Here is a 22,339-nt window from a genome sequence, read left to right as displayed (position 1 = left end):
GCCCGGAATGAAAGCGACCGAAGTCCCGGCGATAGCCGGCGCCTACCTCTTCGAACCGACGCCGTACGCCGACGAGCGCGGCTTCTTCTGCCGCACCTTCGACGCCGACGTGGTCCGCTCGGTGGGCCTCGACCCGGACGCCTTCGTCCAGGACAGCGTGTCCCGCTCGGTCCGGGGCGTGCTGCGCGGCCTGCACCTGCGCTCCGGCGCCGGCGAGGCGAAGCTGGTGCGGTGCTCGTACGGGAGGATCTTCGACGTCGTCGTGGACCTGCGGACGGACTCGCCGACCTACCGCAACGTGGCCTCCTTCGAGCTGTCCGGCGAGACGCAGACGACCCTGTACATCCCGGCGGGGTGCGCGCACGGCTTCCAGGCACTGACCGAGACCGCCGACACCTCGTACCGGATCGACCGCCCGCACGATCCGGCCGAGGACGTGACGATCGCCTTCGACGACCCGGAGCTCGCCATCCCCTGGCCGCTGCCGGCCGCATCGATGTCCCAGCGGGACCGGCAGGCGCCGAGTCTCGCCAAGGTCCTTCAGCAAAGGGAGAGTTGAGGCAGGCGTGGCCACTGAAGAGACCGAAGAAATCGAAGACACCGAAGAGTTCCGCCTGACCCGGTCGCGGCAGGCGAACGAGCGGCTGCACGCCATGATCCCCGGGGGCGCGCACACCTACGCCAAGGGCGACGACCAGTACCCCGAGGGCCTGACCCCGGTCATCAGCCACGGCCGCGGCGCCCACGTATGGGACATCGACGGCAACCGCTACATCGAGTACGGCTCCGGTCTGCGGTCGGTCAGCCTCGGGCACGCCCATCCACGCGTGATCGAGGCGGTGCGGCGGGAACTCGACCGCGGCAGCAACTTCGTCCGGCCGTCCCTCGTGGAGGTCGAGGCCGCGGAACGCTTCCTGGCCACGGTGCCCACCGCCGACATGGTGAAGTTCGCGAAGAACGGCTCCGACGCCACCACCGCCGCGGTGCGCCTCGCCCGCGCCGCCACCGGGCGCCCGCGGGTGGCCGTCTGCGGCGACCATCCGTTCTTCTCCGTCGACGACTGGTTCATCGGCACCACGCCGATGTCCGCCGGCATTCCGTCGGCGACCATCGAACTCACCGTGGCGTTCCCCTACGGGGACCTGGCCGCAACGGAGGAGTTGCTGACCCGTCATCAGGGCGAGATCGCCTGCCTGATCCTCGAACCCGCAGGCCAGACCGAGCCACCGCCGGGCTACCTCGCCGGCCTGCGCCAACTAGCGGACCGACACGGCTGCGTACTGATCTTCGACGAGATGATCACCGGCCTCCGCTGGTCCGAGGCGGGCGCCCAGGGCCTGTACGGCGTCGTCCCCGACCTCTCCACGTTCGGCAAGGCGCTGGGCAACGGGTTCGCCGTCTCCGCACTGGCCGGGCGCCGCGACCTGATGGAGCGGGGCGGGCTGCGCCACTCCGGCGACCGGGTGTTCCTACTGTCCACCACGCACGGCGCGGAAACCCACTCCCTGGCAGCCGCGATGGCCGTACAGACCACCTACACGGAGGAGGGCATCACCGCGCGGCTGCACGCCCTCGGCGAGCGGTTGGCCGCCGGTGTCCGCGACGCCGCGGCGAGCATGGGCGTCGGCGACCACGTCGTCGTCCGGGGCCGGGCCAGCAACCTGGTCTTCGCCACCCTCGACGAGAACCGGCAGCCGTCGCAGCAGTACCGCACCCTGTTCCTGCGCCGGCTCCTCGCGGGCGGAGTGCTGGCCCCGTCGTTCGTGGTGAGCAGCGCGCTCGACGACGCCGACATCGACCGCACCGTCGAGGTGGTGGCCCAGGCATGCGCGGTGTACCGGAAGGCACTGGACGCCGCCGACCCCACCCCCTGGCTGGCCGGACGCCCCGTGAAGCCCGTGTTCCGCCGCACGGCGTGACCGACGTGACCTGACGCAACGTCAGCAACACTGTCGCCGACCGGCGTCGGCCATCCGATCGGCCAGCCGGTCGGCCACCCGGTCGACCAGCCACGCGGTCGCCGATGTCACCGCCAGCGCGGTGCACCAGCCGCCGAGGACGTCGGTCGGGTAATGCGCGCCCAGAACGACCTGCGCCCATCCCATAGCCGCACCCGCAACCAGCGCCGCGGCAAGCACGACCAGCGTGCCGGCCGCCCTGCCCAGGCCGAGGCGGCCGGTCGCGAGCAGCGCCACCACGAGGGAGAGCGCGGTGAAGAAGGCGGTGTGCCCGCTCGGGTAGGACAGGTTGTCGCCGTGGATGGTGCGTCCCACCAGGGGCTTGATCAGCGTCGCCGTCCCCACGGACATGCCGGCCCCGGCAACCACGAACACCGCCGCGCGAGGACGCCGAAGCAGCAGGCAGCCCGCCACGGCGGCCACGACCAGCGTCGCCGATCCGGCGGGCTCCCCCAAGAAGTCCATGGCCAGTGCGACATACCGCCACGGCGGCCCCACACCGTCCACCGCCGCCCGGATCCGCCCATCCACCATGCCGGCCTTGTGGTCGTCGGCATACAGGACCCCGAGCACGACGACCACCAGTGCGGCGAGGGCCGCAATCAGCCCGAGCCGCCCGCGCAGCGACGAGGGCAGCACCGCGGGCGCATGCCGGCCGGTCACCCGCCCACCGCGTCCGGTCGACCCGAGGTACCTGCGCCCGTAAGTCCGGGCACGCCACGGCCTATATGTCCCGTCATACCTCGGCTCCCGCGGGCAGCTCGAAAACGGCATCGTCACGGCCACCACACTCTGCGCAGTCCCCAACTCGCCCACCTGGCCGTCGTCTTGGCCGACTGCACAGGTATCGGCCTCTGGTTGTCACCCTAGCGGCCGATCCGGTTCGCCACCGCCTTCCTCGGAACCTCGCAGGCTGGGACTCGTCCGGGCAATCCTGTGACAGACCCGGCCGTACGCAGCGCCGTGAGAGCTACGCCCGGAGGTGCCGGGCGAAGAACGAGCGCACGTAGCCGCGCACCAGCGGCACCGACTTCTCCGGGGTGATCGCCCCGATCAGCTCCTTGCGGTTGTCGGCCGTCACGAGCCCGGCCGACTGCAACTGGGGCACCATTGACGCATAGTCCGTGAAAACCCCATGCGCGGCATCATCGAGCTGCCGCCGGTGGACATGCCGCATGAGCGACCAGGAACGCTCCAGCTCCTCCTTCTGCGAGAAGCCGTCGGTGCCCAGGAGGAGCAGCGGCCGGTCCGCCCCGTGCTCGGCAATCGGGAACAACTTCCCGTCCGGGTAGTCCAGGAAGCCCTCCAGGTTGATCGCCGCTTTGATGCGGCGGTCCTCGTGCATCGCCTCGGCCGCCGTCGTTCCACCCGCCGAGTGGCCGTAGATGCCCACCCGCCTCAGATCCAACGCACGGCCGAGGCCGTCTCGCCCGGCCGCCAGGGCTTCCAGCCGGTCCAGTACGAATCCGGTGTCCGCGATCCTGGTGCGGATCGCGGTGCGGAAGACGGTCGGTGCCGTCCGCGGATCCCCCCTGAAAACGCTCTCCCGGATGGAGCCGTCGGGGAACTCGACCTCGGAGGCGTCGCCGGGATGGTCGATGGTCACCACCACATACCCGTGGCTCGCCAGTTCCTCGGCGACCCCGGTGCCCAGTGTGCGCGGATCGCCGCCACCCGGGCTGTACAGCACCACCGGCCGCCGTACGGGCTGCGCGGGTGCGCCCGTGTGCGCGTGGCCCAGGGCGGCCGCCCAGTCCACTCCGGCCCGCGGCAACTCCGGGTGGAACAGCGGGGCGAACTCCTGGAAATGCTGCGCAGCCCCCACCGTCATCTGGGGCGCGACCGGGTAGCCGCGGACGTCGCAGGCCGGATAGAACACCGTGACCATCAGCTCGCGAACGATGCCCGGCTCCCACGGGTCGCGCCGGGAGCGGTCGGTCAAGTGCAGTGCGGTGACGCCGATCCGGTGTGGGCCGGTCGGTGGGGGCAGCCTCAGGGCGAGGCGCCCCGTATCGGCTCGCGCCACGCCACCGAGGGCCGGGAGAAGCAGTGCGGCGATGGCCGCCATGGCCGACTTGGTGACGGTCCGCCGGTCTACAGTGAAGGCAGAAGAAGACATGCCCTGAATGCTGGCGCCCGGAGGGAAGGGCGGCCATGCTTCAGTGTCTCGCCGAAACGATGGCGTTGCGCCGGCCGGGAGGGTAGTGATCCGGATCCATTTCACGGCCGCCGACTTCGCCCGTGTCCGGTTCGCGCCTCGGCCGGCGCCGTTGCAGGAACTCAACGCGGCCCTGAGCATGTTGTGCGCTCACCACGACGCATTGGTCTTCGGCCGCTGGAGGCGGCGGCTGCTCCGCTCCTTGCCGTCCGTCGCCGAGCCGTTCGGGGACCTGGTCCCCGCCGGAGAGGCCCCGGCCTTCATCGACGTGTTCAGCGACACCCTGAAGGAGGGGCTGGACACCGTCCGGGCCTCGTGCCCGGACCTGGTCCGCTCCGAGATCGAGCGCGTCTACGCCAGGCATGCGGCCCGGCCTCCGCTGTGGATCCACCACCTGCACCGGGGCGACGCGCATGCCTGGCAACTCCTCCGCCGCGCACAGCACGCCGCCTTCGAGACGGTGCTGCGCCCGGTATGGCCCGTGGTGCAGGACCTGCACCAGCGGGAGTTCACCCGCCACGCGGTGGCCGTGGCCGAGCAGGGCATCGGCGCCGTACTCGTCGGACTCGTACCCGGTGCCCGACTGCGCGACGGCGAGGTCTGGGAGTTGGAGGGGCCCGTCGCGCGGAACATCAAGCTGGGCGGTCGTGGCGTGGTGCTGCTGCCCACCTTCCACTGGACCGGTCATCCCCTCATCGCCGACCTGTCCGACCGCCCGCTGTACCTGAGCTACCCGGCGGGGCCCGGCCTACCGCTCTCGCCGGCCGGGGCGGGGGGCCGTGACGACGCACTGGCCGGGGTGCTCGGGCGAACTCGCGCCGACATCCTGCTTCTCCTCGCCGATGAGCACACCACCAGCGGGCTCGCCCGGCGGCTGGGCGTCAGCAACGCCACCACCTCGGCCCACACCGCCGCGCTGCGCGGCGCGGGCCTGATCACCACGGTCCGCGCCGGGCGGGCCGTGGTGCACCGGCGCACGGAGCTGGGGAGCCTGCTGGCGCCTTAGCGCTCAGTACCGTTCCGCCGGGTCATTCCGCGAGATGCATCTTGAAACACACATGGCCGGGCGCATCGCACCAGCCCCGAAACGCGGCCGCTGGCCGGGCTTCCCCGAGAAGCCTGGCCAGCCGCCTTTCGTTCCAGCTGTGGATCGAGCGAAGTCCCGCGGCCTGGCACCGAAGGGGCCGAAACGACCCCGGCCCGGACGCCGGACCCGGTGTCACTCCCCGTGCTCTCCGCGCTCTCCGCCCTCCTTGCCTCCCTTGCCCTCGTGGCCCTCCCCGCCGTTCCGCTCTTCGCCGCCCTTCTTGCCGCCCATGAGGTCGGCAGTGTTGTCGCAGCCCATGGACGAGCCCATGCGGGTGCTCTGCGCACCAGGCGAGCCCTCGCCGCCGATGGCGTTGCCCAGCACGCCGTTGAGGATCCCGACCTCGCCGAGGACGTCGACGTTCGTGTCGTGCGACCGACACTGGCTGCCCTGCTTGACCATGAAGTCGGTGCCACCCATGCCGCCTCTCCCTCCGTCGGCGTAAGCGGTGCCGGCGCCGAGGAAGCCGAAGCTACCGAGGACAACAGCCACGACAGCGGCGCTGTGAAGCTTGCGCATTTCTCCTCCAGTGGTTGAACGGATGCAATCCGTGATATAGCGACTTCGTACAGTCACAGGACCCTAATGGAAAATATGCCGTAGGCACCGGACGGCGCGCCGCATTTGCGGATATCACGGACAAAACGGACTCACCATCCGAAGCACGCTCGGTGGCTTGCCCGAGAGCCGCGGCATCGTCGACCGGGAAGGGTCCCGGCAGCAGGCGCCCGCGTTCACCTTGCCGACCAGGCACGCTCCAACCTGTTGGCTTCAGACCGCACCACGACGTGCCCCTTGCGCGGCCGCACCAAGGAGAAGAGTTCGGCACCCGAGGCTCCGACCTGGGCACTGAACTCGTTTCCACGCGGGATTCGACCGCGCCTTTGTGCTCCCAACTCCGCTTTGCGCAGGCCCCGTCAGGGTCGCGGGACCTCGAAATATGGGACCTTGCCCGAGACGCCTCGCGCGTGCTGGGCCAGCCAGCCGGACACCAACGGCGACGGCTGCCTCAGCCAGGGCGATCTGAGCCACGCGATCAACGCGTACTTCCACTCCCCCGGCCTGGGGGCACGGGCAGCGCGTTCTTCGCCGTCGTACAACCCCCACCCAGGGCGTTCAGCGGTCGATCTCACGAGGGGCCCCGGCGAGGACCGGGGCCCAGCAGCCCCGGCCTGCCCCAGGCCGGCAGTCCACGGAGCGGCGCGCGGCGATGAGGGCAGCGACACCGTCCCACAAGTTCAAGGCCAAACAAGCATTCTCTGTAGCATCTGCCAGCCTCACCTGTGTGATTTGCCTGTAGCTGCGGCTTCCGACGGGCTGTTACTGTCCGCGTCTGCAAGCCGCGTTGAGTGCCGGCTCGTACGGGTTCCGTCTCCTGCCATCGAAGGCTCCCCAGCCGCCTCGGGCCCGTGGCGACCGCTCCCCCCGAAGTGGTCGGTTCTTCTCCCGCACGGCTTTTCTCCGCGCTGCCCGCGTGTGCAGCACTGCAATCAGAGAGGAAGAGTCCGATGAAGGCCACATTCCTGCCGCGCCGATCGGCCGGCAGGGCGCTGGTGATCGGCGCTCTGTTGGCGCTGGCACCGGCGATGTCCGGGGTCGCCTACGCCAACACCGTGAGCGTGACCGTCCAGACTCCCGGCGCGACCGCCGGGCCCGGCATCACCTTCTCCGAGATCTCGACCCACGCGGACTGCAACAGCGGTCTCGTCTCCGGCGGCGGTCTCCAGCAGGCCATCGGGACCGGTACGTCGTCCAACGGCAACCATGTGATGGGCACCGAGCCCAGCTCGGACGGCTCCACCGAATACACCGGCACCACCGGCGTGGTCGGCACCGACAACACGCACTGGCTCGGCACCGGCGGCAACGGCGGCGCGGGCGGCCCCGGCGGCGGCAACGTGACGACCACCGACTACACCGGCCCCGGCTCGGGCGGCGACCACCTCAACGGCAGCTCCCTCAGCGACTCCGGCGGCAACCCGGCCGGCAACGGCACCACCACCGCCTCGTACTGGTCCGCGGACGCCCACGCGGGCGGCGCCGGCCCCACCAACACCTACGCAGACGTCTGGGCGCTCTGCGCCAACGACGGCACCTGATTGCCCAGTCGATCCCGATCCGCAGACAGGCCCTACCCGTCTGCGAACCACCCGTTCCCTCACCTTGCCTGCCCACCGGGCCGGAGAAACAGTGTCAACACCCATGAGCAACAGCAGCCCGACCTCCCGTCGGAGCATCTTCAGATCCAGGATGATGTCGGTGATCGGTACCACCGGCCTCGTCGCCACCGCGATCGTGCCCCTCACCGCGGCCGCCGCCACGGCGAGTGCGGCCGAGCCCTGCGGCGCCGGCGGCGTCTTCACCACAGCTCCACGGCCCACGTGCACCTACGACTCCGCAGGCACGGACATCTTCACCGTCCCGGACGGTGTGACCGCGGTCGACATCGACCTGTACGGCGGCGAGGGCGGCAGCGCCGCCGGCTACATCGACCCCCACCCGGTGATATCCGGCGCCCCCGGCGGACTGGGCGGTGAGACCCGCGCGACCCTGCCTGTGACGTCCGGTCAGACCCTCCAGCTCACCGTGGGCGCGGCAGGAATACCCGGTTCGTCCCGGCCCGGCGGCACCGGCCACGGGTCCGGCGGCGGTGGCGCGCACGGCGGCGGCGGTTCGGGCGGAGGCGGCTCGGACGTCCGGACCGCCGCGTTCGACGGCTCCGACCGCGTCCTGGTGGCCGGCGGCGGCGGTGGCGCCGGCAACGGCGGGCCCGAACTGCACGGCGGCGCCGGCGGCGGACTGGTCGGCCAGGACGGCAGTCAGAGCAACGGCCCGCTGGGGTCGGGGCTCGCGGGCGGCGGCGGCAGCCGGACCGCGGCCGGTCACGGCAACCCCAACACCCTGTACGGAGGCCCCGGCACCCCCGGCATCGACCTCGACCCCATCACCAGCCAGCCCAACCCCGGCAGCGGCGGCACCGGCGGCAACGGCGGCGCGGGCGGCCCCGGCGGCGGCGGTGGCGGGGGCGGCTGGCACGGCGGGGGCGGCGGCTCCGGCGGCGGCAACCCGGGCTACTTCCCGGGCGCGGGCGGTGGCGGCGGCAGCAGCTACGCGGACCCGTCGGCGACCGACGTCGCGCTCCGCCAAGGCGTCAACCACGGCAACGGCAAGGCCATCGTCACGTTCCAGTACGGGACTACCGTCACGCTCGACGCGGACACCACATCCCCGCTGTTCGGCCACGCCGTCGACGTCACCGCCACCGTGGCCTCGGCCAACCCGGGTGCGGGCACCCCGACCGGGTCGGTCACCTTCTCGGACGGCACGACCACGCTGGCGACCGTGCCGCTCAACGACGCCAAGGCCACGTTCACCACCACCAAATTCCAGCCGGGTGCCCACCCCCTCACCGCCACCTACAACGGCGACCCCACCTTCACGGCCGCCACCACGCCCACGCCCACCGACGTCCGCGTCGGCTTCACCCAGCCGTGCGTCACGAACCACGACGGCCCACTGACCGTGGCCGCGGACCAGTCACTGTGCATCGCCCCAGGCGGTACGCAGAACGGCCCGGTGGAGGTGCAGCCCGGCGGGGCACTGGCAGTGTCGGGTGCCGAGGTCAACGGCCCGGTGACCTCGGACAGCGCCCTCGCCATCACCATCTGCCACTCGACCCTCGACGCCGAGGTAACCCTCAAGAACACCAGCGGCTTCGTGCTGCTGGGCGAGGGTGAGGGGACGAACTGCACAGGCAACACCTTCAAGGCCCCGCTGACCCTGGACGGCAACACCGGCGGCATGAAGGTCTCGTCCAACACGATGTCTGCGCCAGTGCGGATCAACGACAACAGTGGCAGCGGCCTGCTACCCGAGGCCCTCGCCCCGCAGTTCGAGGGCAACCAGGTCGGAGCATCACTGCGCTGCACGGGCAACACCCCCACCCTGCAGCAGTCGGGCAACACCGTGAACGGACCGCAGACCGGTCAGTGCAAGTGACCTGAGCCCAGGGCCCTGTCCGGCCGGATCTGGCCGGACCTGGCCGGACCTGGCCGGATAAGGTCTCGCGTGGGATTCCACGTACGACGTACACAGGCACTGCCGAGTACCCCGTCGGCCCGAGCGTCCAGGCGAGAATGACGGCATGTATTGCCTGCAAGCGGTCATCGCCGCCAAGCCCGTGCTCAGCGAATTGATCGGCTCCGTCGAGGACGCGCATGTGGCCCCACTCGGCCAGCAGCTGTCGCTGCTGCCCATGACCGACGTGCTGTTCGACGCATTGACCGTCGCCGGAGCACCCGAGCTCGACGGGTTCCGGAAGACGCCCGCGAGGTTCGACCGCGCACTGGCCGCCTGCTCCGCGCACGGTCCGGTGGCCTACGTCGAGGCCGAGTACTTCGGCAGGGTTGGGACGCAGTCCGCGCAGGTATGGGATGGCGGGGAGGTGGTCCTCGGCCCGGTGTGCCTGGCAGAGGGACAACCGGACCCCTCCGACGGCACCCCGATCTCTCAAGCGCTTCGGCGACTCGGAGTGGCCAAAGGCAACCATGTCGACGAGTTCGATGCTGTCGCCCTCGGCCGTCACCGCGACACGGACGACTGGCTGCGTTCGAGGAGTTCGCGCCCCTGATCGGCACGCGGCAGGCGTGGGAGGCGGTCACCGGAACCTGACCCCGGAAGCTGATCGTCGGTGAGCATTCCTGACTGGATTACCTCTTTCTCCTCGTTGAATGATGAAGCAAAGTGGCTCGAGTTGATCCGGATCACCGGGCTTACAGGTTTCCTTCCTGGCATTCCTGACATGTGACGAGAAGTGAGGTAGCACGGATGAAGACGAACCGCCGGCGTGTGAGCAGAGCCGCCGTCGCCTGCGCCGCGGCGGCGCTGTGCCTGGCCGCAGCCGGCCAGGCACAGGCTGCCACGCTCGGCAGCGTCACCTTCTACACGGGCGCCGACCGGACCGGGACCGCCGTCCAGCTCGACCTCGAAAAGGTCGGGGTGTGCCAGGAACTCACCACCCCGGTCCGCTCCTTCTACGCCGCGTCGAACCAGTCCGTAGACGTCTTCTTCAATAAGGACTGCACGACCGGCGCCCCGGGCCAGACCGGCGACCTGTACTTCCGCACGGGAACCCTCGGACAGGGCAACTTCCCTTACGCCGCCGTCAGTTACCGGATCCGCTCGGGTGGCTGACGGGCTCCGGGGCCGGGGTCCTGATCCCGGCGATGAGCACGCCGCTGCCGGCCTCGCCAGAGGTGGGCACCTACCTCGGTGGCCCTCGACCGCGTGACGAAGGCGAACGCGAGATACCCGGGGCGCCCACGCGGCGCCCCGGCCTTTTCAAAGTCGATCTCGACGGAGCCCGGCCGCCCGAGTTGCCCAGGCCGTGCGGGATCGCCTCGCGCAGGTGGACCCGGCGCCTCGGAGAGGTTCTGGCCGGGGTCGGGCAGGACTCGGTTGCCGCTCAACGGCCCTGGTCCCTCAAGGGCCCTGGTTCAGGGCGATGCGGCACAGGTCGCAGGTCATGGCCGCATCGCGGCCGTAGCGCCGCATCAGTTGGCTGCACTGGCTGCACGGGCCCACCTCCCACGGCGGGCAACCGAGCGCGGCAGCGGCAGCAGCCCGCTCGACCGGCGTGATCACCATGGGGCGGTCGGCCCTCTTCGTCGGCAACCGGCCGAGGGTGAAGCCACCTGTCGGTTGGCCGAGGTCTCGGACGGGCCGCGCGTCGCAGGCGTGCCGGCCCTCTTCGCCCGCCCGGCAGGTCCTGTCGATCTCCTGCTCGGCGAACGTGGTCACGTCGTCCTCCTCCGGTGGCGGCGCCTCGGGGAGGGATGCCGTCTGGGCGGTCAGTTCCCGCCAGATCCGGCAGTCGGCGGCGGGCACCCACATGTGGCGCCCGGCTCGTCCGCGCCCCCTGTTGGGCACGTAGACCGGCACGCTCTCCCCGGTGGCGCTCGACAGAACGAGGTCCTCGATGTGCACCGGGTTCTTCTCCGGGTGGCACAGGGCCGGCAGGAACCACTCGGCATGGATCTGCTCGCAGTGCCCGGCGCCCTCGGTACGCGGGCAGTGCCGCGGACTGCTGGGAACGCACTTCCAGACCTGGAGGTAGCGGTACCCGCCGCGGATCACCATCTCCTTGCCTCCGGCGATCTCCCGCCACGGCATGTCGTCCACCCGCGCCCAGGGCGCACGGTCGATGAGGGCGGCCGTCTTGTCCTTGGTCACCCACAGGGGTGTGATCCGGTTCTCCATGGCGGTGACCGATCGGCGGTGGACACTGCTCGGGCCGAGGTGGTGGTACTGGATCTCCCAGCCGATGCGGATTCCGCCGGGCCCGGTGACGAGGGCGTCCGAGACGCTCCGCCGATGCGCGGTGGCCACCTCGGTCCTCGCGTCCAGGCCGTACCCCGAAGCGGTCTCGACTATCCGCTCCTTGGTGGCCTTGTGCTGCTCGCTCTCGGCCGGGGTCGCCCGGTGGGTGACCGGCAGGTGGGAGGCGACCAGGGGCCGGCGACCACCGACTCGTCCACGGCGCACGAACATCCATGGTGATTTGCCGCCGGTCTCCGAGAGGCACTCGCGGCCTTCGTGGTGGGCCAGGCATTCGAGCAGCCCGGGATCACGGTCGGCGACGCTGGTCGTGATCTCGCCCAGCAGATCAGGGCGGTCCGGGTGCCCGAGATTCGGCAGCGACAAGTTGATCTCAATGCGGTATTTGGTGTGCCACACCCCATTCACCATCTCTCCACCATAGGAGTCGAAACCGACGACCAAAAGGGCGGGATTTCGAGGGGGTTGGAGGCGTCAGGACACAGTGGTGCGGCAGTAGGACTGCCTTTGATGACGGTTCCGCGCTCGGATTCGGCCCGCACCCCAGGGTGTGCGCCGTCCGCGGGGAAGTGCGCCGCGCGCCCCGGGCGGGACGGGCCGCCCGGAGTGATCAGGTGAACAGCTGGGAACCGAGGGGGCGTTGCCGGTCGAAGCCGGGGAGGATCAGGAAGGTGGCGCTGGCGGTGGTGGTGGTGAATTGCAGCAGTGCGTCGGCGGTGTCCATGTGGGTGAGGGTGGCGGTGAAGGTCCGCAGGTCGTTCTGGAAGCTGATGAAGAGCAGACCGGGGGCGGGCTCGTCGGTGCTGTAGGAGCGGCGGAGCATGAGGCCGGCGCCGACCACGGCGGCGTGCGCCCGGCGCACATGGGCGTCCGCGGGGACGAGATAGCGTCCGTCCGGTGTCTTGGCGCCGAGTTCCGGGCCCGAGGCGACGTCGCCGCCGGAGAGGGGGACGCCGCTGGCCCGGCGCCGCCCGAAGACCGCTTCCTGCTCGGCTACGGACAGGGCGGCGAACCGCGGCAGGTCGAGTTCCATGCGCCGCACTACGGCAAGGGTGCCGCCGGCGACCGCTGGGGGCCCGGCCAGCCACAGGTCGCGTTGTTGTTCGGCGGTCGTGTGCGGGCCCACGATGCCGTCGATGAAGCCGAGCGGGTTTCGTGGCGCGGTGAGGCCGTCGCCGATGGGCACATTCGTTCCACGGCGTGCGGACTGCCGCCAGCGTTCCTGGATGCGGTCGCCGGCCTGGTGAAGGAGCGCGGCGGCGACGACCGGTAGGAGCAGCGCGTCGTCGGCGCAGATCTGTATCAGCAGGTCTCCGCCGCGTGCCCCTGGGGCGATCCGCTCGCGGGAGAAAGTCGGGAGGTCGGCCGCGCCGGGCAGCGAGGCACCGGCCGTACGCACCAGCCGGGGGCCCACGCCGACGGTCACGGTGAGGTCGCCCGGCGGCAGGCCCATCAGCCGCGGGTCGGTCCCTGTGGTGAGGGTGAGGATGGCTCGGCCGAGTTCGGCCAGTAGCGGGCCGGGAGCCGCGGTGGCATCGAGGTCGGCCGCCACGGCCAACAGGTTGCGCTGGGCCGGCTGGGGCAGCGTGATGCCGGCCTGATGCCGGCCCGTCGCCGCAACCGGCGTCGGCGTGGCCGCTGCGGTAGCGGCCTTCCGGTCGGTCCGGGCGGAGTCCGATGTGCACCCGGCGGCCAGCCCGGCGGCCATCATGGCGCCGGTGGCATCGAGGAACGCGCGGCGCGACGGATGGTGATCGGCTCGGTGCATGGTGTGCAGAGTGCCACACCCGCATTGCGCCTGCCGGTCAACCTCCGGATTCTGGCGTGGAATTGGGCGCCACCTGCCAGACTGGGATCATGCCTCGATTAGCTCTTCGCGTGTTGGCTGCGGTAGTGGGCACGCTGACACTTGTGGCGGGCTGCGGCGGTGGCGACGACGGATCGGGCAAGGGCCGGCGACCGGCCGGTGCGCATGTGACGATCCGGGTTCCCGCCGACGCCCCGACGATCTCGGATGCGGTGTCCTTGGCTCGGCCCGGTGACCTGGTGCTGGTCGCGTCGGGCGTGTACCACGAGTCGGTGAAGGTCGCCACGCCTCGTGTCACGCTTCGCGGCGAGTCCCGGGACAAGGTCGTCCTCGACGGGCGGTTGCAGCAGCCGAACGGCATCGTCGTCACCGCGCCCGGGGTGGCCGTGCAGAACCTCACCGTGCGGAACAACACGCAGAACGGGGTCCTGGTCACCGGTTCGACGAAGGCGGCCGCCGGGCTGCCGGGGCATTCCGGCGGCTACGACACCGGCGACGAGCCGGTCACCTTCCTGAAGTCGTTCCTGGTGTCGTATGTGACCGCGACCCGCAACGGGCTGTACGGCATCTACGCGTTCTCCGCGCAGAACGGTGTCATCGAGCACTCGTACGCCTCGGGCGGGGCCGACTCCGGGATCTACGTCGGGCAGTGCAAGCCCTGTCACATCGTGGTGCGGGACAACATCGCCGAACTCAACGCGGTCGGTTACGAGGGCACCAACGCCGGCGGCGACATGTACGTGGTCGGCAACCGCCTGGTCGGCAACCGGGTCGGGCTCACCACCGACTCCGACCACCAGGAGAAGCTGCTCCCGCAGCGGGGCGCCGTCATCGCGGGAAATCTGATCGCCGCCAACCAGCAGAAGGCCACCCCGGAGCAGGCCGACGGCGGGTGGGGTACCGGTATCGGCGTCGACGGCGGCGGCGACAACCAGTTCATCCGCAACCGCATCGCCGGCAACAGCAACGCCGGGCTGGTGATCACCGCAACCGCCGACCTGCCTCCGGTCGGCAACCAGATCGTGGACAACACGTTCACCGGCAACGGCCTCGACGTCGGCTGGACGTTCCCCACCGCCACGCGGGGACGGGGCAACTGCCTGCGAGGCAACGATCTGCGAACCACAGTGCCGGCCCGACTCGCGACCACCGCGTCCTGCCCGCTTCCGGCCGGACCGCCCTCGCCGGGCGGCAGTTGGGCGATGCCGACGGCACCCGGTGGCATCCCGTTCACCGAGGTCGCGGCGCCTGGTCCACAGCCGCAGTTCCCCCACGCCGTCGCCACGGGCGCCACCGCTGTGCCAGCCGTTCCGGCTCTGCCGGACCCGGCAGGCATCCCGCTGCCGTCGGGGTCCCTGCTCGCCGCGAACGCGCGGGTGCAGACGTCCTGAACAGCGGCTACCGCGTCGGGGTGACTCCGGGCAGCGGCTTGACCGGAACGTACTTCCGGGCGTCGAAATCGATGACCACCGGCCGCGGCTCGGAACCCACGCTGACGCGGACCCGGTACATGGTGCCGTCCGAGCCGACCCCGTAGCGCACACTGCCCGCCGTACCGGAGCGGTCACGGGAGGACGGCCCGGTCATGACGTCCACCGGATGCCCGTCCACCTGCTCTCGTCCCCACCAGGCGGCGCCGTTCTGCGGCAGCAGTTGGGCGTTGTCCGGCCGGTCGCTGCCGAGCCTGAGCGCGATGGCCAGCGAACTGTCCAGGGAACTGCCGGACGACTGCAGCGGGCGGCCGTACCAGCCCGAGCGTGGCGGCGACGCGGGTGCGTGCGCCGGGGCGTTCGCCATCGGGTGGACGAACACCGAGGTGGCCGTCCACTGGATCAGCCCGTCGCTCGATGTGTCGCGCCCGGTGCCGTGCACCACGCCGTAACCGAGCTTGCCTCGGTAGTCGACGGACCCGGTGACGGTCAGCCCACCGGCGGTGCCCGGCACGGTGATCGTCAACGCGCGGCCGTGCGCCGCGTAGTTGCGGAACCGTGTGATCGCCAGCCGGTTCGCCTCGTCGGACGTCAGTGCGCGCGGAACGCCGGGGCCGGAGCCGCCGCCGGCGACCAGGAACGCGACCACCGCGACGACCGCCATGCCGAGGACGGCTGCCGCCCAGCGTGGCCGCAGCCATCGGCGCCGGGCAGCAGCACGGCCCGGTTGCGCTTGCCGGATTCTCCCGCTCCGTACGCGGCTCGACGCTGACACTCTGCTGATTCACCCTCTCAGCCACCACACTGCTCGGCCGCCGTGCGGTCGCGGCGGCACTCGGCAGTCCAGTGGCGGACGACGTCGAGGCCGGCCCTCGTGGACCGGCCGGGAAGTGATCTGCCTGCCCGCGCCGTCCGGGCCGCGGGCAGGCAGATCACTGTTGTTCGGTTGGTTCAGTGCTTCCGGGCGCGACGTTTACGGCTCAGGAACGCGACGCCCAGGCCCGCCGCCACCAGCAGACCGGCGAGGGCGATCATCGTCGGCAGCCCGGACGTACCGGTGTGCGCCAGTGAACCCGTGTCCCCACCGGCCTGACCCGGGTTGGCAGGCGGTGCGGAGGACGGTGGCGAGGTCGGGGTCGGGGTCGGGGTTGGGGTTGGGGTCGGCGTCGGGGTTGGCGTTGCCTTCGGGATGTACACCCCGGCGTCGATCGTGTGATCGACCCCGCCCGGCCTGTGCGGCGCCGTGACCGGCGCGTAGCCGTTGCACAACTTCCCGGTGGTCGGCGGGGTCACGTTGGAGTCATGGGCACGGTTGGCACCGGCTCGCGGGAGCGTGAACCGCAACTCGCTTGCCGCGGGCCGACCGGGCACCTTGCTGGTGTCCGCGGTACACACGTTGAACTGCACGGTGTATTTCGCACCCGGTGTGAGCTGGTACGCGGCGCCGACGCCACCGAAGTAGTACTCGCCGGCGGCATCGGTCCTGGTCGTGGCGACCTGCTTGCCTTTCGCGTCCAGCAGGTTGATCGTCGCCCCCGGCAGGAGCGGCTCCGCCGGGTCCTGGATCCCGTTGTGGTCGCCGTCGAACCACACGAGGTTGCCGATCTGGATCGGCGCGTTCGCCGCCGCGTACGCGATGTCGCCGAGCCCGCCGGCCTTGCCGAAGCCGTTCTGTTCCTGGCCGACGAACTGGTACGCGTTGGCGGTCGGACTGTTGCCCGGGCCCTGGCCGGTCGTGATGTCGTAGTAACCGGTACCGGCGGTCTCGATGTTGACGGTCGGGTCGAACTCCGTGCTGACGACCCACTGTTGCTGCGGAATGTAGGCCACCGAACCCAGCGCGGTCTCCTGGTGCCCGCCGCCGAAGAAGTCGCCCGGGAAGTATTCGACGACTCCGCTGTCCTGACCGCCATTGGTGGCGGGGGTGGCGTGGTTGGGGCAGCTTCCGGTGCCTTCCCACGCGTATCCGCCCCCGGGATCGGCGCAGGCCATGTTGATGTCACCACCGGACATGCCGAGTTCCGGCGCGTTGTTGTTCGGGCGGGGGTCCAGCCCCTTCGCGCTGAGCACGTCCATGAACCGGTCGCGGAAGCCCAGGATCATCGAACCGTCGCGGGCGAAGGCGAGGGAGGCGAGCTCCGGCTGCGGATCGATGAAGGCGCCGCCCAGCTTCCGTTCGTCCCAGGTGGCCAGGGTGGTGTTCCACGGATTCCAGTGGGTGGCCTGGGCGACGTTGCCGGCACCGGTGAAGACGGTGCCGCGCTTGTCGGTGAGCGCGTGGGTCAGCACCTTGCTGAACCGCTTGCCGTCGTAGGTGTAGACGACGGCTTTCAGGTCCGCGCGCTGCTGCGTGCTCTCCGCGTTGCACACGCCGCCGACGTACAGCGTGTTGTTGTGGACGGCGAGACCGAACGGCCGCCAGTCACCGGCGCTCGCGCACCCCGGGTCCGGGATCCGCGCCGTCGCCTTGGGCCCCGAGGCGCTGGCCCCTGCGGCGTTGAAGCTCACCAGGCTGCGGGTCAGCAGGTTCACCGCGTACAGCGTGGAGCCGTCCTCCGACAGGGCCAGGCCGCCGATGCTCTCCTTGCCCGGTGCGTCGGTGAATCCGGGGTCCTTGATCATGTTGCCGGTGTCGTGCTGCGTTGCCGTGGCACCCGGCATCTGCGCGAACAGCTCCGGCGCCCCTGAGCCGTTGACCGGCACCGTATAGATCGCGCCACCGCCCTTCGGCCCGTACGGGGCGTACCGGCGGGCGAACGCGCTCTGGAACAACCGGCCCCGGTACTTGTCGTACGCCAACCCGAACGTCGTGCCCACCTGGGCCTGCGTGGCCAAGGTGTCCGGGCACGACACACCGGTGGGACACGTGCCCCGGGTCTTCGTCCCGAACGCCACCAAGGCCCGGGTGTCGGTTCCGTTGGCGCCGTTCTGGACCGGTACGAAGTACCGGGAGTCCGGCAGCGTGTAGTCGGCCGGATCCCACACCCCCGTCACCACCGAGGCGTTCTTTCCGCCCGACACATCCACGAACGACGTGAAGCTGTCGAAGTGGTTCTCCACCGTCGACGCGGGCGCCGCCTGGAGGTAGTCGCTGTACGGTGCCGGGACGCTGACGTCGACGCGGTACCGGCCGCCGCTCAGCACGGTCGACCGCGCCACCACGACCTTTCCGGTGGCATCCGTGACGCCGGTGACATGGTGCCCGGCGCGGTCGGAGACCTCCACCTTCATGCCACGCTGCGGGACATCCATCGTCGCGTTGATCACGCCGGTGCCGAAGAAGTCGCGCAGCACCGAAACCGTCAACGTGCCATCCGCGGTCGAAGCGACGGCCGGTCCAGCCGTCGCTCCCACGGCGCCGCCCGCCAGCAAAACGACGGACAACCCCATGCGCGCCAGCGGCTCCACAAGCCTCCGGGCCGACCGGCGCGAGTCTCTGCCGACTCGGTTCATGGCATCACACTCCACACTTCTCTCGTCAGGAAAACGAAGCACCCGCTGCTCACCGCACGTCCACCGCATGACCGCGGACGCGGACGCCGGTCGCGAGCACAAGGGAAAAGAAAAAGGGCCCACTGCTGTTGCGTGGACCGCTTTGCGATGATCGCTTCTCGATATTGCGCGCGAGCCCTAAGCGTCGCAGGCCAGGAAAGGCGAACGCGCGTTCAGAGCCTCGGGCAGGAACACCCTGGGTTGTGTGTTTTTGCAGCTCAATCACGGTATCCCCGCCCCCGCCCCACCGCCGACCTGACCCACCACCATCGTGAGCAGCGCGCGATATTCTATCCACGGGAGTCTCGGCGCCACCAGCAAATCCCTGGCATTCATCGGGAGCGCAATAGCCCCCGAGCGCCCGGAGAATGGCGACCGGAAGAATGTGCGAGAGCGGCGGCGGGAGTTCGGGCCCGTCTATCCCAGGCGGTCGGCCCAGTCCTCCGGGACCCGTCCCTCGGGGCCGGGGGTCGGCTGGTCGAGCGGGTGGTTCTCAGGGGGAGCCAGGGACGGGCCCGAGGCGTACGTCTGCGAGGTCTCGTAGTCGTAGAACCATGTCTCGCCCGGTTCGAAGCTGCGGATCACCGGGTGCCGGGTGTCCCGGGCGTGGGCCGTCGCGTGCTTGGCGGGCGAGTCGTCGCAACAGCCGATGTGACCGCACTGCGCGCAGCGTCGCAGGTGGAACCACCAGCCTCCCTTGGCATCGCATTCGGCGCATCCGGTTCCGCTGGGCGGGACCGCGGGGTCGATTCCGTTGGTGGAACTCATGACGGCTCCTGTGGGGAACGGGGGTCGGCGGAGGCCAGCGGCAGGCGTACCTGGAAGCGGGTGTCGCCGGGGACGGAATCGAACCTGAGGTCCCCGTGGTGTTTGTTGACGATGATGCGCCAGGAGATGTCCAGTCCGAGACCTGTGCCCTCACCCACCGGTTTGGTGGTGAAGAAGGGATCGAAGACGCGATCGCGGATCTCCGCGGGGACTCCGGGGCCGGTGTCGCGGAATTCGACGAGCAGATGGTCGCCGTCGCGTGTGGTCCGCACCGTCAACGTGCCGCCGGTGTCCGTACTGTTCATCGCCGAGACGGCGTTGTCGATCAGATTCGTCCATACCTGGTTGAGTTCGCCGGGGTAGGCCGGGATCTTCGGCAGGCTGCGGTCGTATTCCTTGACGACGGTGATGCGGGGGCCGATCTTCGCGGAGACCATCAGCAGGGTGCTGTCCAGGAGTTCGTGGACGTCGGTGACCTGGTAGGGCGCCCGGTCGAGTTGCGAGTACTGCTTGGCTGCCGCGACGAGGGCCGAGACGCGGGTGGTCGACTCCTCGATCTCGTTCATCAACAGCTCGGTCTCCACGGTGTAGTTGAGCCACCGCACGGCGCCTTCGAGGGTGTCGTCGTCCACGGCCGCGGTGACCTGGTCCAGCCAGTCGGTGTCGAGTCCGGCCTGTACGAAGGTCGGCGCGAGCTGCCAGCCGTCCCCGATGCCGTGGTCGTCGAACCAGTCGCAGAGGGCGTCCTCGCGGTCCGCGGCTTCCAGCGGGCTCAGGGCGGTGGCCTTGGCGACGCGTTCGGCCGTGCGTTCCTGGATGTCGATGAGCGTCTCCAGGGTGTCGCGCTGATACGGGCGCGCCGCGATGACGCCGAGCTTGTGGCGCATTCCGGCGACCCGTTCGCGGAGTGCGGAGGTGGCTCGGACGGCAGCGGCGGCGGGGTTGTTCAGCTCATGGGTCAGCCCGGCGGACAGCGATCCGAGGGCCAGGAGCCGTTCGCGCTGGCCGACGGCCTCCTGGGTGCTCTTGACGCCGAAGAAGAGGCCCTCCAGCAGGTGCACGGCCATGGGGAACCACTCCCGCATGATCGCGGCGAAGGTCTCCGCGGGCAGCACGAAGAAGCGCGTGGGCTCAAGGACGCGGAGGGAGTTGTTGTAGACCTGCCGCAGGCGGTCCCCCAGGTATGCCTGGAAGGCGCCCGCGTACACCCCGCGGCTGGAGCTCCGGTTGGTCTCCACGTCGTAGTTCCCGATCCGGCGCGACAGGACGAGGGTCCCTTCGAGCAGTACGTAGAAGCACGTGGCCGCCTCGCCCTCCTCGTACACGGGCCCGGGCGCGAACTCCTCCACCCGGCCTTCGCGGCAGAGCCGGGCGAGCTGGTCGGGGGCCAGCTTCTCGAAGAGGAACAGCGAGCCGAGTTCCTCCTGCCTGCACAGCATCGGCCGGCCGTTCATGACTGTTCCAGGTAGCGGTGGACGAGCATGACGGCCATGGCTCCCTCCCCCACTGCGGAAGCGACACGTTTGGCGGACTCGGCGCGGGCGTCCCCGGCCACGAACACACCCGGGACGTTGGTTTCCAGGTGGTAGGGCGGCCGGTTCAACTCCCAGCCGTCCGGCGGGCTCCCGTCCGTGGTCAGGTCGGGGCCGGTCAGGATGAAGCCGCGGGAGTCCCGGAGCACCATGCCCTCCAGCCAGTCGGTCCGCGGGACCGCGCCGATGAAGACGAACATCCACTGGGCGTCGACGCATTCGGTGTCACCGGTCACCGTGTCGCGGACGGTGATCTGTTCCAGATGACTCGCGCCGTGGGCGGCGTCGACGACCGTGTTGGCGCGAACGAGGATCGTGGGCGTCTCGTCGACCTGCTGGACGAGGTAGTGCGACATCGACGCCGCCAGGGACGCCTCACGCACCAGGACGGTGACCGACTTGGCGCTCCGGGCCAGGTAAATCGCCGCCTGGCCGGCGGAGTTCGCGCCGCCGACGATGTACACGTCCTGGTCCCGGCAGGCGGACGCTTCGGTCAGGGCCGAGCCGTAGAACACTCCGCAGCCGGTCAGCTCGGACACATGGGGTGCATCCAGTTGCCGGTACGACACGCCGGTCGCGAGAATCACGGCGTGCGCGGCGACAGCAGAGCCGTCCGAGAAACGGACGACGCGCGACGCACCGTTGGTCTCCAGCCCGGTGACCTCGCGCGCCGTCAGGATTTCGGCACCGAACTTCGCCGCCTGGCGCCGGGCCCGGTCGGTGAGCTGCGCCCCGGACACCCCGTCCGGAAATCCGAGGTAGTTCTCGATGCGCGAGCTCTGGCCTGCTTGGCCTCCGGTCGCGGAGCGCTCCACGAGGACGGTCCGCAGACCTTCGGAGGCCCCGTACACCGCCGCGCCCAAACCAGCGGGTCCGCCGCCGATGATGACGAGGTCGTAGAAGTCGGTCGCCGGTGTCGTCGCGAGGCCGACCCGGGCGGCGAGTTCCCGGTCCGCGGGCTCTACGAGGGCCGTGCCGTCCGGGACGATGACCAGCGGGAGCCGCAGACCGTCCTGGCCCGCGGCGCACAGCAGCCGCCGGCCTTCGGGATCCTCGGACGAGTACCAGCGGTACGGCACCTGGTTGCGGGCCAGGAACTCCCGTACGGCCGAGGATCGCGCCGACCAGCGGTGCCCGACGACCTTGGTGACGGTCACCGGGCAGTGGTCGGTGGTCCGCCAGGCCGACAGGAGATCGTCGAGGACGGGGTAGAGCTTCTCCTCGGGTGGCTCCCAGGGCTTGAGGAGGTAGTGGTCGAGGTCGACGACGTTGATCGCGTCGATGGCCGCGCCGGTGTCCGCGTACGCGGTCAGCAGCACCCGCCGCGCGCCGGGATGGATGTCGAGAGCCTGCTCCAGGAATTCGATGCCGTTCATCTCCGGCATGCGGTAGTCGGCCACGATCACCGCGACGGGGGTGCCGCGCAGCTTGAGCTCACGCAGCGCGGCGAGGGCGGACGCGCCGGACTCCGCGCGGACGATGCGGTACGACTGGCCGTACTGGCGCCGCAGATCGCGGGCGACGGCGCGCGATACGCCCGGGTCGTCGTCCACGGTCAGGATGACGGTCCGCGACGGACTGGCAGCCTGCTCTCTGGGCATCCCGTCCCCGGTCGATCGTCTTTTCCGTACCGAGTTCATGTGCCCGTCCGGCACACCGGTGCGGAACCAGTTCCCATTTTATGGGTGGCTGTCCCGGTCTGCTATGCAAGGTCCGGCGGTTCAGTCGGAGTCCGCGAGCAGTTCCGCGGAGAGCGTCCACAGGCGCCGGG

18 protein-coding genes and 1 pseudogene are annotated in these 22,339 nt (G+C 70.4%); 9 read left to right on the top strand and 10 right to left on the bottom strand.

The features are described 5' to 3' along the window. Window positions 1-7: 7 nt before the first annotated feature. Window positions 8-559 carry a dTDP-4-dehydrorhamnose 3,5-epimerase gene (gene rfbC / locus CG747_RS13920; RefSeq protein WP_100602029.1) on the top strand — a complete coding sequence of 184 codons (552 nt, stop codon included), beginning with the start codon at window positions 8-10 and terminating at the stop codon, window positions 557-559. 7 nt (window positions 560-566) lie between these two features. Next, window positions 567-1,919, top strand: a complete 1,353-nt coding sequence (locus CG747_RS13915; RefSeq protein ID WP_257980405.1) for a glutamate-1-semialdehyde 2,1-aminomutase — start codon at window positions 567-569, stop codon at window positions 1,917-1,919. 21 nt (window positions 1,920-1,940) lie between these two features. Here the strand turns inward: CG747_RS13915 and CG747_RS13910 are convergent, their stop codons facing one another. After that, window positions 1,941-2,621 carry a phosphatase PAP2 family protein gene (locus tag CG747_RS13910; RefSeq protein ID WP_100602028.1) on the bottom strand — a complete coding sequence of 227 codons (681 nt, stop codon included), beginning with the start codon at window positions 2,619-2,621 and terminating at the stop codon, window positions 1,941-1,943. A gap of 307 nt (window positions 2,622-2,928) precedes the next feature. Then, window positions 2,929-4,077 carry an alpha/beta hydrolase gene (locus tag CG747_RS13905; RefSeq protein WP_100602027.1) on the bottom strand — a complete coding sequence of 383 codons (1,149 nt, stop codon included), beginning with the start codon at window positions 4,075-4,077 and terminating at the stop codon, window positions 2,929-2,931. 85 nt (window positions 4,078-4,162) lie between these two features. Here CG747_RS13905 and CG747_RS13900 point away from each other — a divergent pair, with 85 nt between their 5' ends. Next, window positions 4,163-5,122 (top strand): helix-turn-helix transcriptional regulator, encoded by a 960-nt coding sequence (locus CG747_RS13900; RefSeq protein ID WP_100602026.1) that lies wholly within the window; start codon window positions 4,163-4,165, stop codon window positions 5,120-5,122. Between the two features lie 213 nt (window positions 5,123-5,335). On the opposite strand, the gene CG747_RS13895 is transcribed toward CG747_RS13900, so the two are convergent. Then, window positions 5,336-5,722, bottom strand: coding sequence for a hypothetical protein (locus CG747_RS13895; protein WP_257980404.1), 387 nt, complete (start codon window positions 5,720-5,722; stop codon window positions 5,336-5,338). 989 nt (window positions 5,723-6,711) lie between these two features. Here CG747_RS13895 and CG747_RS13890 point away from each other — a divergent pair. From CG747_RS13890 to CG747_RS49350, 5 genes and pseudogenes are all read left to right on the top strand, one after another. Beyond that, complete coding sequence (locus CG747_RS13890; RefSeq protein WP_100602025.1) at window positions 6,712-7,302, top strand: hypothetical protein; 591 nt, start codon at window positions 6,712-6,714, stop codon at window positions 7,300-7,302. Between the two features lie 160 nt (window positions 7,303-7,462). Beyond that, window positions 7,463-9,202, top strand: a complete 1,740-nt coding sequence (locus CG747_RS13885; RefSeq protein WP_180985525.1) for an Ig-like domain-containing protein — start codon at window positions 7,463-7,465, stop codon at window positions 9,200-9,202. 145 nt (window positions 9,203-9,347) lie between these two features. Continuing rightward, window positions 9,348-9,833, top strand: coding sequence for a hypothetical protein (locus CG747_RS13880; protein ID WP_100602023.1), 486 nt, complete (start codon window positions 9,348-9,350; stop codon window positions 9,831-9,833). A 197-nt stretch (window positions 9,834-10,030) separates the two neighbouring features. Next, window positions 10,031-10,396 carry a hypothetical protein gene (locus CG747_RS13875; RefSeq protein ID WP_100602022.1) on the top strand — a complete coding sequence of 122 codons (366 nt, stop codon included), beginning with the start codon at window positions 10,031-10,033 and terminating at the stop codon, window positions 10,394-10,396. Between the two features lie 50 nt (window positions 10,397-10,446). Next, a pseudogene (locus tag CG747_RS49350) lies at window positions 10,447-10,566 on the top strand (GNAT family N-acetyltransferase); the annotation flags it as partial. A gap of 118 nt (window positions 10,567-10,684) precedes the next feature. On the opposite strand, the gene CG747_RS13865 reads toward CG747_RS49350, so the two are convergent. Together CG747_RS13865 and CG747_RS13860 are read right to left on the bottom strand one after the other, a co-directional pair. After that, complete coding sequence (locus CG747_RS13865) at window positions 10,685-11,950, bottom strand: hypothetical protein (protein WP_257980403.1); 1,266 nt, start codon at window positions 11,948-11,950, stop codon at window positions 10,685-10,687. Window positions 11,951-12,149: 199 nt separating this feature from the next. Then, window positions 12,150-13,307 carry a Dyp-type peroxidase gene (locus tag CG747_RS13860; protein ID WP_100602020.1) on the bottom strand — a complete coding sequence of 386 codons (1,158 nt, stop codon included), beginning with the start codon at window positions 13,305-13,307 and terminating at the stop codon, window positions 12,150-12,152. Window positions 13,308-13,396: 89 nt separating this feature from the next. Here CG747_RS13860 and CG747_RS13855 point away from each other — a divergent pair, with 89 nt between their 5' ends. Further along, a complete protein-coding gene (locus CG747_RS13855; RefSeq protein ID WP_100602019.1) occupies window positions 13,397-14,737 on the top strand; it encodes a right-handed parallel beta-helix repeat-containing protein in 1,341 nt (446 codons plus the stop codon). Window positions 14,738-14,744: 7 nt separating this feature from the next. Here CG747_RS13855 and CG747_RS13850 read toward each other — a convergent pair whose 3' ends face one another. The 5 genes from CG747_RS13850 to CG747_RS13830 form a co-directional block, all read right to left on the bottom strand. Continuing rightward, window positions 14,745-15,440 carry a hypothetical protein gene (locus tag CG747_RS13850; RefSeq protein WP_180985524.1) on the bottom strand — a complete coding sequence of 232 codons (696 nt, stop codon included), beginning with the start codon at window positions 15,438-15,440 and terminating at the stop codon, window positions 14,745-14,747. A 287-nt stretch (window positions 15,441-15,727) separates the two neighbouring features. Then, complete coding sequence (locus tag CG747_RS13845) at window positions 15,728-18,166, bottom strand: SdrD B-like domain-containing protein (RefSeq protein WP_257980402.1); 2,439 nt, start codon at window positions 18,164-18,166, stop codon at window positions 15,728-15,730. Window positions 18,167-18,685: 519 nt separating this feature from the next. After that, a complete protein-coding gene (locus tag CG747_RS13840) occupies window positions 18,686-19,036 on the bottom strand; it encodes a UBP-type zinc finger domain-containing protein (protein ID WP_100602018.1) in 351 nt (116 codons plus the stop codon). Next, complete coding sequence (locus CG747_RS13835; RefSeq protein WP_100602017.1) at window positions 19,033-20,490, bottom strand: ATP-binding protein; 1,458 nt, start codon at window positions 20,488-20,490, stop codon at window positions 19,033-19,035. The genes CG747_RS13840 and CG747_RS13835 overlap by 4 nt, the downstream gene beginning before the upstream one ends. Beyond that, window positions 20,487-22,169 carry an FAD-dependent oxidoreductase gene (locus CG747_RS13830; protein ID WP_100602016.1) on the bottom strand — a complete coding sequence of 561 codons (1,683 nt, stop codon included), beginning with the start codon at window positions 22,167-22,169 and terminating at the stop codon, window positions 20,487-20,489. Before CG747_RS13830 ends, CG747_RS13835 begins: the two co-directional genes overlap by 4 nt. Window positions 22,170-22,339: the final 170 nt, after the last annotated feature.

Source organism: Streptomyces sp. CB02959, from assembly GCF_002803155.1.
Classification (GTDB): Bacteria; Actinomycetota; Actinomycetes; order Streptomycetales; family Streptomycetaceae; genus Streptomyces.
The sequence above is the reverse complement of the archived record's forward strand: the minus strand, read 5'-3'. Positions and strand labels throughout refer to the sequence as shown.